Raw genomic sequence first — 11,984 nt, 5'->3', positions numbered from 1 at the left:
ATCGCTCCTTCGATGTCAGGTCATTACACCGCTGTCGGCCAGTCCGTCAAAGATGAACTGAACCGCCAGCGCGGACAATAGTACGCCCATGATGCGCGTGAGCACGTGCGCGCCGGTGACGCCCAGCCAGTGCTGGATGCGCACCGCGACCAGCAGGCACACCAGCGCCAGGGCCATGATCGCGATCAGCGCCCCGATCACCACCGCCTGCGCGGCCAGATCGCCGCTGGCACGGCTCATCATCAGGATGGCCGCGCCCATCGCCCCGGGTCCGGCCAGCAGCGGCGTGGCCAGCGGGAACACCGAGAGGTCGGTGCGCGAGCGTGCCTCGCGGGTCTCGTCCGGGGTGGCCGAGACCCCGCCGGAGCTGCGCGCGAACACCATGTCGATGCCGATCAGGAGCAGAAGGATACCACCGGCGGTATACAGGGCCGGCAACGAGATCCCCAGCACCCCCAGCGCGGCCTCGCCGAACAGCGCGAACGGCAGCAGGATGGCGGTCGCCAGCAGCGCGCCGCGCCAGGCCATCGCGCGGCGCTGCGCCGGATCCATGCCGCGGGTCAGCACCGCGAACACCACCGCCACGTCCACCGGGCCGACGGTCACGAAGAAGGTGGTCAGGGCAACAATGCCCAGTTCCAGCATGCGGCGTTCTCCCGGTCGCGGGGATGGCGGATGTCAGCGCGCGCGCTCCACGTCGCGCGCACAGGCAAAGGGCGGCACCTCATCCAGGCGCGCCGCCAGCGCATAAGCCACCGAAGGTGCCATGTTCGCGACCACCATCTCCACCCCGATGACCCGGCAAAGTCCGTGCACCGCCTTCAGCCAGTCGTAGTAGAGGGCATCGACCACCGGCACGCTGTCGAGGTCGTAAATCAGTCGTCGGGCCCGCGCCGCCTGAAGATAATCCCCCAGCGCGACCAGATAGCGGTCCGGCTCGCCGGGATCCAGGCCCTCGCCCGGCTCCAGCAGCACCGCGTCCGCCCCGATCCGGGTGAGATGCATGCCCCGGACCATCGGCGCGCCCGTCAGGCCGGGGTCCGGGCGTCGGCCATCCGCACGCCCAGCCAGTGGAAGGCCTCCTTCAGCCCTTCGGCCAGGGTCGCGCGGGTCGTCACGTCGCCCAGATCAATGTTGAGGCTGGTGAGCGCCCGGGCGATCTCCGGCCGGATACCGGTCAGCACCGGACGCGCGCCCATCAGGCCGATCGCACGGATCATCTGCACCAGGTGGTGCGATACCTGGGAGTCGATCGCCATGACCCCGGTGACATCCATCAGCACCACGCGGGCCCGGTCCTGCTCGATGCGCCCGAGCAGCTTTTCCATCACCACCATGGTGCGCGACGAATCCAGGGTACCGATGATCGGCAGCGTCAGGACGCCGTCCCAGATCTCGGTGATGGGCGTGGAGATCTCGCGCAGTTCGGCCTGCTGCGCCTCGATGGTGCTTTCCTTCTGCTCCAGATACACCCGATACACGTCCAGGATGATGTCGTTGAACACCCCGGCCAGCAGGAGCAGGGTCTCGCGGGTCTGTTCGGGCGTGATCTCCGCGTCGCGCCCCAGATCCTCGATCATCACGTTCTGCATGAACTGCAGATAACGCACGAACTCCTCCATGTCGCCGCCCCGCATCAGGATCTGCTGCGACATGGTGGTGAAGAACTGCTGCAGCGCACGGAACTCCTCGCTGGAGCGGTCCGACCGCCCCTCGTGCTGCAGCAGCATCACGAACAGCTCCATGAACTCCACGGAGTAGTCGCTGATCTCCTCGCGCGACAGGATGTTCCCCTGCACGAAGATGTTGTGACCACGCTCCTCGATCACCCCGGAAATCCGGCCGACGTTGACCATCAGCTGCTCGACCAGGATCTCGTTGGCACTGCGGGTCTCGCCGTCCTCCCGATTCATGTTGCCCCCTGTCATGATTCCTCCTCGTTTTTTGTTGTGTTTCCCCGGCCTGCCGTCAAAGGCGGATGACCAGCAGCGACTTGTCATCGTTGCTGCGCCCCAGCACCTGGCCCAGCACCAGCGCCAGCAGCTGCGGATGCCGGCGCCACAGACCGGGAAAGCTGGCCAGGCTCCAGTTGCGCCGGATACCGTCCGAGGCCGTGAGCACCAGCGCATGCGGGGGGAGGTCCAGCCGGATCTCCTCGCAACTGCGATGATCATGCCCGAGAATGCCCGGCGCCATCTCCAGGCCACGCCGCTCCCCTTCACGCACGACCCAGGCGTTCATGTCCCCAACGCCACACACCCGGGCGCCGCGTTCCGCCACCATAGCCTCGCCGGCAATCCCCACCGCCCCGCGCGAGCCGCTCAGATCACGGCTCAGCCGGTGCAGCACTTCCGCGGGCGAGTCACCCGGCTCGCCCGGTCGACAGCGTCCCGCCACCGCGGTTGCGGCCTCCACTCCGTGGCCCAGGCCGTCCATATGGACCCAGCGCAGACCGTGCCGGTCCACCGCGAGGTCCGCGCAATCTCCGTTGTGCGGCGCGTCGTGCAATGCCCGCAGGTAACGGCCGAAGGCCGGACCGGGCTCGTCCTGTCCGTTGTCCCCGGGGCGAAAACGGGCCCATGCCGCGGTCCCCTGCCACGGTGTACCGGCGGCCTGCGTCGCGGGAACACTGTAGAAATCGGAATCGTCGGCCAGGCGCCGCACGGTGCCCAGCCCCTTGCCCAGGGTCCCCGAGGTGGTATGACCGTCGGCCAGGGCCTGGTTCAGGTCCGCGATCCCCGGACCGAAATCCATCGCGAACAGGTCGAGCGCGGGCTCCGGCGAGCGCTGCTCCCAGATCTGCACCAGTCCGGTCCCGCGCGCGTATTTCATCTGGTTGGTCACGAGCTCCTGGCAGACCAGCAGCATGCGCTCGCGCTTGATCTCGCCGAAACCCAGGCGCCGCGCCACGGTCTTCAGCCGCGACTGCAGCAGGACCTGACCGCCGGCGCGCGCCGCTGCCTGCTCGCTCAGCAGGGCATACGGCTGACGCGCGGGCGGCACGGCGCTCACGCGCGGACTCCGAGGCCCGGGGCCGCGGCCGCCGGTGCGTCGGGGGCCTCGAGCTCGAGTTCGGTGGCCACCTGCCCGCGGCCACGGTGCTTGGCCAGATACAGTGCCGCATCGGTGCGGGCCACCAGCTGCTCCGGGGCGTCACCGTCCGCCCGCTGCCCCACGCCGATGCTGACCCGGCCTTCCATCGCCGCGAGCACGCGCTGCGCCACGCCGGCCGCCGCGTCGCGGTCACCGAACACGATAATGGCGAACTCGTCGCCCCCGGTGCGACAGGGGAGGTCCACGTGTTCGCGAATGGCCGCACGCATGGCATCGGCCATGCCACGCAGGTAATCATCCCCGAACTGATGGCCGTGGGTATCGTTCATCTGCTTGAAGAAATCCAGGTCCAGCAACACCAGACTCAGGGGCTCGTCCTGCCGGGCACAGTGCAGCAGGGACTCTTCCAGGCGGGCATCGAAGGCGCCACGGTTGAACAGACCGGTCAGGCTGTCCGTCTCGGCTTCGCGGATCGAGCGCTGGAGTTCGGCCTTCTTGCGTTCCAGATCGGCCTCGAGTTCGGCCATCTCGGCCGCCGCCCGCTCGCGGGCGCGTTCCAGTTCGGCGGCGAAGCGGGCATTGCGTCGGCGCAGGAGCTCGGGATCGGTGGACTCGGAACCCCGCCGCAGGCGGCGCGACAGGGCCTCGAGCGAGGACTCTGAGGGGTCTTCGGGGACACGATCGAGACGTTCACGGCGCGCGTGTCCCCCCGCCTCTTCCCAGCACAGGGCGAGTTCGCGCCCGTGGGCCACCAGCGCCACCTGCAGCCCGCCCTGCACATTGGCGGCCGCCTCGCGCAGCGCGTGCAGAAGGGCATCGAGACGGGCGGTGGCCCGGAACGGGCTGCCGCCCAGGGCGACCACCGCATCCAGGGCGAAACGCGCAAGCCGGCGCCGATCGGGCTCCACACAAACCGACAATTCCAGCAGACGCTTCTCCATGCCGCCCCACTCCCTGTTCCGTGCCCGGATTGTGCCCCAGTCCGGGCGCCGCGTCATGCATGGGCGGCCGGGCCCGACCGGAACCCGCCGCACATTCAGTACAACCGGCGGTTGGCGTGGCGTTCCCAGTAGTCGAAGACCGCCCGCCCCTCCTCGGCCAGGGTGCGGATCAACGGCAGACGGCGCGCCTCGGGGGCCGCCACCAGTTCGTCGCGGATCCGCTCGTCGTCAAACCCGGCCGCGGCGGCATCCGCGGCCGAGGCGGCATGCACCACCCGGTCCAGCCGCGCCCAGCACGCCGCCGCACGACACATCGGACAGGGTTCGCAGGAGACGTACAGGGTCGCGCCGTACAGGCGGTGGTCCTGCAGGTGGCGGCAGGCGTCGCGAATCGCCGCCACCTCGGCATGCGCGGTGGGATCCTGCCACGGGATCACGCGGTTCGCCCCGCGGCCGACGATTTCGCCGTCGCGCACCACCAGGGCGCCGAACGGTCCGCCGCCGACATCCACGGACTCCCGCGCCAGGCGGATGGCCTCGCGCAGGAAGAAGGCGTCGTCGGCGGCCACGCTCATGGGATCAGTCGCCCAGCACGCGGGACAGCACCTCTTCCGGCTCGACGTAGCCGGCGAGCATCTCGCCGTTTTCGGTGAACAGGGCCGGCGTGCCGCGCACGCCCAGACTCTGCCCCAGCTGCATGTGCTCGTCCTGCGGGGTGGCGCAGTTTCCGTCCAGATCCGACAGCTTGTCACCCTCCTTGGAACGATCCATGGCCGCCTGGCGATCATCGGCACACCAGGTGCGGTTCATGATCTCCGGCGAATCCCGACCAAGCACCGGGAACATCAGGTAGCGCACCTTGACGCCGGCTTCCAGGTATTCCGGCAGATCGGCGTGGATGTCGCGGCAGTACGGGCAGTTGGGATCGGTGAAGATGTTCAGCACGGCGCGGGTCTCGCCGTTCGGTTCATAAACCACCAGTTCGCTGTCGTCGATGGCCTCGAACAGCTCGGCACGCGCACCGCCCTTCGCCTGCTCCGTCAGATTCTCGCGGGTCTGCAGGTCGATCAGGCTGCCCTGCATCACGTAACGGCCATCCTCGCTGACGTAGAAGATCTCGGTGCCGTAGCGGACCTCCTTGATCCCGTCGAGCGGGGTGGAATGAATGGAGTCGATCTCGGCATCGGGGATGGCCTGCGACATGGCCTGCTCGATCGCCTCGCTGGCCTGAGCGGTGGTGCCGGCGGCCGCCAGGGCGACCGCGAAAGGAAGAACGCGCTTGAGCAACATGGGTGTCTCGCTGATGAATCAAAACGTGGATTGTAGGCCGGTTGCCTTCCGGGGGACAGACGGCTACCCCCGGGGATGGTGTTCCGCATGCAACGCCTGCAGCCGCGCCCGCGCGACGTGGGTGTAGATCTGCGTCGTGGACAGGCTGCTGTGCCCCAGAAGCATCTGCACCACCCGCAGGTCGGCCCCGTGGTCCAGCAGATGGGTGGCGAACGCGTGCCGCAGGGTGTGCGGCGACAGGGCCGTATCGATGCCGGCCTGCGCCGCATGCGCCTTGATCCGGTACCAGAAGGCCTGACGCGTGAGCCCCCGGCCGCGCCGGGTCACGAACACCGCCTCCACCGGCGGGTGCCCCGCCATCAGCTCGGGGCGCGCGCGGTCGAGATACGCCGCCAGCCAGTCGGTCGCCATCTCGCCCAGCGGCACCAGACGCTCGCGTCCGCCCTTTCCGGTGATGCGCACCACGCCCTGCCGGGTATTCACCGCCGTGCCTTCCAGCCCGACGAGTTCGGAGACCCGCAAACCGGCCGCGTACATCAACTCCAGCATCGCCCGGTCACGCAGCCCCACGGCCGTCGAGGTGTCCGGCGCCGCCAGCAGCGCCTCCACCTGCCGCTCCGACAGCCCGGCCGGCAGGGGCCGTCCGGGCCGCGGTGGATCGATGCCGGCCGAGGGGTCGTCCTCGCGTTCGCCCGCCTGCACCAGAAAACGATAGAAGCGGCGAATCGAGGACAGCGCCCGGGCCACCGAACGCGGGCGCGCCCCGCCCTGCATGCGGGCGGCGACAAAGGCCAGCAGGTCGGCATGGGTCGCGGCCTCCAGCGCCCCGTCCCGCGCCGCCAGGAAACCTGCCAGCGCGCTCAGATCGCGCCGGTAGGCCGCCAGGGTCCGGTCGGCCAGGCCTTCCACCGCCCACAGCTCGTCCAGGAATCGATCGAGGACCGCCGGGACGGATCCGGCGACCGCGGTGTCGCTCCCCTCGTGCGTCACTCCCCCGGAAGCCTCCCCGGGGACATCCCCGAAAGCACCCGCGCCCGCGGCCGTGGTCTCCGTCGTCATCCCGGTGGAACCGCGCCGGTGCGATCAGGGATTCGCGGGGTCATCCGGCGCCGGCCCCCGATTCGTCCCGCGCGCCCCGGCTTCTCCCTCGTCGCCGGTAGCCGCAGCCGACCCGCCGGCGGTGTCACCGGTCACGTCCGAGGCGCCCTTCTTCGTCCCCATGCCGGCAGCCGCGGCGGCTGCGTTGAGCGGGTTCTCGGGGTTCTCCGCACGGAACTTGGCCGCCAGGTTCTCGAACACCTTGGTCAGCTCCAGCGGCAGCGGGAAGAAGATGGTGTTGGCGTTCCCGTTGGTGGACATGTCCGCCATGGTCTGCATGTAACGCAGTTGCAGGGAAGAAGGCGCCGCCTCCATCTGTTGGGCCGCCTGTACCAGCTTCTCGGCCGCCTGCAGTTCACCCTCGGCGTGGATGACCTTGGCGCGGCGTTCGCGTTCGGCCTCGGCCTGACGGGCAATGGCGCGGATCATCGAGTCGTCCAGGTCGACATGCTTGATCTCGACATTGGTGACCTTGATGCCCCAGGCATCGGTCTGCGAATCGAGGATCTCCTGGATGTCGTTGTTCAGCTTGTCACGCTCGGACAGCATCTCGTCCAGGTCATGCTTGCCCAGCACCGAGCGCAGCGTGGTCTGCGCCAGCTGGCTGGTGGCGGCATAGTAGTCCTCCACCTGGATCACCGACTTGGCCGAGTCCACCACGCGGAAATACAACACCGCGTTCACTCGCACCGTCACGTTGTCCTGAGAGATCACGTCCTGGCTGGGCACGTCGAGGGTGATGATGCGCAGGTCGATCCGGACCATCTGCTGGATGCCCGGGATCACGATGATCAGGCCCGGGCCCTTGACCGACTGGAACCGGCCCAGGAAGAAGACCACGCCGCGCTCGTACTCGCGCAGCACCCGGATCGACATCGCGATCAGGGCGATGATGATGACCAGCGGTACGACGAGATAACCGAAATCGTTCAACATGTTGCACTCCTTTCCGCCGGAAGGCGGATTACTGCATGTGCGGACCGAATTTTCGCGGCCCGGGACCGGCTCTGCCGGCATCCATGAATCGGTGCACGGGACACCTGCGCCCCCGGCCGAATCTGGCCCGGGGCTTACGCCGTTTCCGCCGTTCCTTCCTGCTCCACTGGCTCGACCGTCAGGCGCAGGCCCTCGATGGCCGTCACGCGCACCTTCTGCCCTTCACGAACCGGCGCCGTGGTCTCGGCCGTCCACAGCTCGCTGTGCACCCACACCGGGCCCCGCACCTCGAAATCCGCACGGGCGTGACCGATCATGCCGATCATCTCCTCGTGGCCGGTCGCGGGCTTTTGCCCGCGCAGCTTGAACAGCCGCCCCAGCACCCACACCGACACCAGGCCGATCGCGATGGCCGTGCCCACCACCAGCGGCAGGGCCACATTCAGATTGGGGTCGTCCCACAGGATCACGGAACCGGTCATGAATGCCACGAGTCCTCCTATGCCCAGCGCGCCGAAGCTGGGCACGAAGGCCTCGGCGATCATGAAGATCATCCCCAGCAGCATCAGCGCCAGCCCGGCGTAGTTGATCGGCATCACCTGCAGGGCGAAAAAAGCCAGAATCAGCGAGATGGAACCGATCACACCCGGGTAGACCGCCCCGGGATTGGCCAGTTCGAAGATGATGCCGTAGATCCCGATCAGCATCAGGATGTAGGCGATGTTGGGATTGGTGATCAGCGACAGCAGTTCGGTGCGCCAGTCCGGATCCATGCGCACGATCCGGATGCCTTCGGTCACCAGCTCGCGCTCGCCGGTTGCCAGCTTCACCGTATGGCCGTCGATCTGCTGGAGCAGATCGTCGAGATTGTCGGCAACGAAATCGATGACGTTCTGGTTCAGCGCGTCGGTGGCGGTCAGGTTCGACCCCTCGCGCACCGTCTCCTCGGCCCAGTCGGCGTTGCGATCATAGCGCTCTGCCAGCCCGCGGATGTACGACACCGCGTCCTCCAGCACCTTGCGCTCCATCGCATCCTCGCCGCGCCGGGGCTCGGGGTCATCCTCCAGCCGTTCCTCCCCGGCAGACGGCTCGACCCCGTTGTCGTTCCGCCCCTCTTCCGCTTCGCCGTTTCCGTTTCCGTCGCCGTTGTCTTCCTCCGCCGCGTCCTCGCGCATCTCCTCGAGGTCTTCCTCGTCCAGACCCGGAAGGCCACCCCCGCCCATCTGTACGGGAGTCGCGGAGCCCAGATTGGTGGCGGGCGTCATGGCCGCGACATGCGAGCCGTAGAGCATGTAGGTGCCGGCGCTGGCGGCCCGCGCGCCGGCCGGGTGCACGTAGGTCACCACCGGCACCCCGGACTGCAGCATGTGCTTGATGATGCTGCGCATGCTGGAATCGAGGCCACCGGGCGTGTCCAGCTGCAGCACCACCATCTCGGCACCGCGCTCCTCGGCGGCATCGATCCCGCGCGTGATGTAATCTACGGTCGCCGGACCGATGGCCCCGTCCACGGTCAGGAGCACGGCTTCGCGGTCGCCGCCGTTATCGGCGCTGGCCAGCAGCGCGCCGGCCGTGCCGACGATCAGCAGCGCCAGCCACAGGAGCCAGCGGGCCGCGGCGCCGCGTTGCTTCCGGAATCGGATCATGTATCGCTGCCGTCCTCGTATCGTGTCCGCCACGTATCCTGCACCCTACAACATAGGCCATTGCGCAAACGAACGCCCATGCCGCAGGACCCCCGCCAGACTCCGCCCGCCACCCCGGACCGCCCGCCGCTGGGGGTCATCCTCGCCGGCGGTCAGGGCCGGCGCATGGGCGGCTGCAACAAGGCCTGGATCACCTGGCAGGGCCGGCCGCTGATCGAGCATGCCATCGAACGCCTGCAGGGACAGGTCGACGGCATCGTTATCAGCACCAATACCGAAATGGACCGCTGCGCGCGGCTGGGGTTTCCCTGCGTCGCCGACGAACACCCCGATTACCGTGGCCCGCTCGCCGGGATTGCTGCGGCCGGGGCAGCCCGTCCCGGGCGCGACCTGCTGTGCGTCCCGGTGGATGCCCCGCGTGCCCCGTACGACCTCGGTCCCCGCCTGCAGGCGGCGCGAACCGAACACGCCGCCCCCGCCGCAATGGCCCACGACGGCCAGCGGCTGCAGCCGCTGTTCCTGCTGCTGGGCGCCGGGCTGGTCCCCGCCCTGCGCGCCGCGATCGCCGAGGCCCCCCTGCCCGCCGGCGTCTGGCTGCGCGAACACGGCGCCGTGACCGCCGCTTTCTCCGATTGCCCCGAGGTCTTCGCCAACCTCAACACCCCCGAAGATCTTGCCCCGCCGTGACCCCGGGAACTTACGCCCCCCCGCAACCGGCGTGTAGATTGGCGGCCGATTCCTTACACTCCCCGACTACCGGTACCGGACCGGGCCATTGCCACCAGGGAGAGGAACCGTCATGAGCCACCCGGACAACACGCTGCCGCGCATCGGCTTTGCCGCCTGGAGCGGCTCGGGCAAGACCACGCTGCTGAAGCGGCTGATCCCGGAGCTGCGCAACCGCGGCCTGCGCCCCGCGGTGATCAAGCATGCCCACCACGAGTTCGACGTGGACAAGCCGGGCAAGGATAGCTACGAGCTGCGTCACTCGGGGGCCAACCAGACACTGGTGGCCTCGTCCCGGCGTTTCGCCCTGATGGTGGAGACGCCCGAGATCGAGGAAGGAGCGACCCCCGACCTTGACGCCCTGTGCGCGAAACTGGATCCGGCGCGTTCGGACCTGATCCTGGTGGAGGGCTTCAAGAACGCCGACCTGCCCCGCATCGAGGTCTACCGCAAGGCCAACGACAAGCCGCCGCTGTACCCCGATACGCCGGGGGTGGTCGCGGTGGCCACCGACGCCGGCGGGCTGCCCTTCCATGGCCCGGTGCTACCGCTGGACGACCCCTCGCCGGTGGCGGACTTTATCATCGAACACCTTTCCCTTTACCCGTTATTGAACGGATGACAGATGACAACGGAGGAACCGGATGAACGCGGCCGCCTGTGACGAATTCGACCCCACCGCCCTCACCGTGGAACAGGCGCGCGCCGCCATCCTGGAGGCCTGCCGGGCGGTCACCGGGACCCGCACGCGCAGTCTGGAGACGGCCACCGGACGGGTCCTTGCCGCGGACGTGCATGCACGGCTGGACGTCCCTCCGGCCCGGGTCTCGGCGATGGACGGCTACGCCCTGCGCGCCGCCGATGCCCGCGAGGCCGGCTCGCGCCTGCGCCGGGTCGGCCAGGCGGCCGCCGGGCACCCGTGGGACGGCACTCTGCCGCCGGGCTCCTGCGTGCGGATCCTCACCGGCGCGGTGGTCCCGGACGACGCCGATACCGTGGTGATGCAGGAACACGTCACGCCGGACGGCGACTCCGTGCAGTTCGACCGGCCCGCCCCGGAGAACGCGAACATCCGTGGTCCGGGCGAAGACACGCGCCGGGGTGAAGCGTTGTATCGCACCGGGCAGGTCCTCGGTGCGGCCGAAATCGGCGTCCTGGCCAGCCAGGGCATCGCCGAGGTGGACGTCCTGCGCAAACCGCGGGTCGTGTTCTTCTCCACCGGCGACGAACTGGTCCCGGTGGACGAACCCCTGGAGCCCGGCCAGATCCACGACAGCAACCGTCACATGCTGCGTTCCCTGCTGTCGCGCTACGCGGTCAAGGCCCGCGACTACGGCATCATTCCCGACGACGAGGACGCCGTGCGCGAGGCTCTGGAATCCGCGGGCCGCGAGGCCGATCTGATCCTGACCACGGGCGGGGTCTCGGTGGGTGATGCCGACTACATTACCCGCATCCTGCAGGAGCGCGGCGAGGTCGGCTTCTGGAAGATCGCGATGAAGCCCGGGCGTCCGCTGGCCTTCGGCCGTTTCGGCCAGGCCCGGTTTGTCGGGCTGCCGGGCAATCCGGTCTCGGCGATGGCGACCTTCGGCCTGTTCGTCGGTCCCGCCCTGCGCAGTCTGGCCGGCCTGCCGGTAGGCGAACCGCGCACCCTGCGCGCACGGCTGTGCGAGGATCTGCGCAAGCGGCCGGGGCGCACGGATTATCAGCGGGCGATCGTGGAGACCGAGGACGGCGTGGACGTGGTGCGCAGCGCCGGGGGCCAGGGCTCGCATCAGCTGAGCGCGATAAGCCGGGCGAATGCCTTCGTGGTGCTGCCGCGGGAAGCGGACGGCGCACGCGCCGGGGAGTGGGTGGAGGTGCTGCCGTTCAGCGAGCTCTACTGAGCCCGCCGCGGCGAACTGCTCAGCGGCCGGGGGCGTCCTCGCCCGGCGGGTCGCCGATCATGGCGGCGAACTCGCGCTCCAGCAGCGCCTCGTCGCCCAGGTTCAGCTCCACCAGACGCCGCAGGTGACCGGCGGACTCCAGCGGCATGGCAGCGATCTCCAGCCCCAGCCGCTCGCCCTGCTGCCAGCGCACCGTGCCTTCGAAGGCGATGCGGGCCTCGTCACTCAGCGGGATGTCCACCTGGCCGGACGTGCCCGGGGCGAGCGGTTCGAGCCCCTCGCATTCCACCAGCACACCGCGCAGCGAGATATCCAGCACCCGCACCGGACAGGTACGCCCGGCGAGCTCGAGCCGGCCCGGAAATTCGAGCGGGATACGTTGAAACCGTCGCGACATACCGCAAGAC

Annotated in this window: 14 protein-coding genes; 3 read left to right on the top strand and 11 right to left on the bottom strand. The window is 69.0% G+C overall.

Translation table 11 applies throughout. The features are described from left to right. Positions 1-15 precede the first annotated feature (15 nt). From B1A74_RS02810 to B1A74_RS02765, 10 genes are all read right to left on the bottom strand, one after another. Positions 16-645 carry a MarC family protein gene (locus B1A74_RS02810; protein WP_019569051.1) on the bottom strand — a complete coding sequence of 210 codons (630 nt, stop codon included), beginning with the start codon at positions 643-645 and terminating at the stop codon, positions 16-18. Positions 646-678: 33 nt separating this feature from the next. Continuing rightward, positions 679-1,017 carry an STAS domain-containing protein gene (locus B1A74_RS02805; RefSeq protein ID WP_024329870.1) on the bottom strand — a complete coding sequence of 113 codons (339 nt, stop codon included), beginning with the start codon at positions 1,015-1,017 and terminating at the stop codon, positions 679-681. A gap of 11 nt (positions 1,018-1,028) precedes the next feature. After that, complete coding sequence (locus tag B1A74_RS02800) at positions 1,029-1,928, bottom strand: STAS domain-containing protein (RefSeq protein WP_024329869.1); 900 nt, start codon at positions 1,926-1,928, stop codon at positions 1,029-1,031. 40 nt (positions 1,929-1,968) lie between these two features. Further along, positions 1,969-3,012 carry a PP2C family protein-serine/threonine phosphatase gene (locus B1A74_RS02795; protein WP_077243699.1) on the bottom strand — a complete coding sequence of 348 codons (1,044 nt, stop codon included), beginning with the start codon at positions 3,010-3,012 and terminating at the stop codon, positions 1,969-1,971. After that, entirely contained in the window at positions 3,009-3,995 is a 987-nt protein-coding gene (locus B1A74_RS02790) for a GGDEF domain-containing protein (RefSeq protein ID WP_018946311.1), read from the bottom strand. Before B1A74_RS02790 ends, B1A74_RS02795 begins: the two co-directional genes overlap by 4 nt. Positions 3,996-4,090: 95 nt before the next feature. After that, positions 4,091-4,570: a nucleoside deaminase gene (locus B1A74_RS02785; protein WP_018946312.1), complete on the bottom strand. Its 480-nt coding sequence runs from the start codon at positions 4,568-4,570 to the stop codon at positions 4,091-4,093. 4 nt (positions 4,571-4,574) lie between these two features. Next, positions 4,575-5,285: a DsbC family protein gene (locus tag B1A74_RS02780; protein WP_018946313.1), complete on the bottom strand. Its 711-nt coding sequence runs from the start codon at positions 5,283-5,285 to the stop codon at positions 4,575-4,577. A gap of 63 nt (positions 5,286-5,348) precedes the next feature. Continuing rightward, entirely contained in the window at positions 5,349-6,275 is a 927-nt protein-coding gene (gene xerD, locus B1A74_RS02775) for a site-specific tyrosine recombinase XerD (protein ID WP_077243729.1), read from the bottom strand. Positions 6,276-6,368: 93 nt separating this feature from the next. Next, on the bottom strand, positions 6,369-7,316 hold the full coding sequence (locus B1A74_RS02770; RefSeq protein WP_244263435.1) for a slipin family protein: 948 nt from the start codon (positions 7,314-7,316) through the stop codon (positions 6,369-6,371). A 137-nt stretch (positions 7,317-7,453) separates the two neighbouring features. After that, entirely contained in the window at positions 7,454-8,965 is a 1,512-nt protein-coding gene (locus B1A74_RS02765) for an NfeD family protein (protein ID WP_077243698.1), read from the bottom strand. Positions 8,966-9,043: 78 nt separating this feature from the next. On the opposite strand from B1A74_RS02765, the gene mobA reads away from it, so the two are divergent. From mobA to moeA, 3 genes are all read left to right on the top strand, one after another. Further along, positions 9,044-9,652 (top strand): molybdenum cofactor guanylyltransferase MobA, encoded by a 609-nt coding sequence (gene mobA / locus B1A74_RS02760; RefSeq protein WP_077243697.1) that lies wholly within the window; start codon positions 9,044-9,046, stop codon positions 9,650-9,652. A gap of 112 nt (positions 9,653-9,764) precedes the next feature. Further along, a complete protein-coding gene (gene mobB, locus B1A74_RS02755; RefSeq protein WP_024329861.1) occupies positions 9,765-10,313 on the top strand; it encodes a molybdopterin-guanine dinucleotide biosynthesis protein B in 549 nt (182 codons plus the stop codon). 22 nt (positions 10,314-10,335) lie between these two features. Next, positions 10,336-11,577, top strand: coding sequence for a molybdopterin molybdotransferase MoeA (gene moeA, locus B1A74_RS02750; RefSeq protein ID WP_077243696.1), 1,242 nt, complete (start codon positions 10,336-10,338; stop codon positions 11,575-11,577). A 19-nt stretch (positions 11,578-11,596) separates the two neighbouring features. Here moeA and B1A74_RS02745 read toward each other — a convergent pair whose 3' ends face one another. Next, positions 11,597-11,974, bottom strand: coding sequence for a PilZ domain-containing protein (locus B1A74_RS02745; RefSeq protein ID WP_024329859.1), 378 nt, complete (start codon positions 11,972-11,974; stop codon positions 11,597-11,599). Positions 11,975-11,984 lie beyond the last annotated feature (10 nt).

The organism is Thioalkalivibrio halophilus (assembly GCF_001995255.1).
GTDB classification, from domain to species: Bacteria; Pseudomonadota; Gammaproteobacteria; order Ectothiorhodospirales; family Ectothiorhodospiraceae; genus Thioalkalivibrio; species Thioalkalivibrio halophilus.
This window is presented reverse-complemented; position numbering and strand designations above follow the sequence as displayed.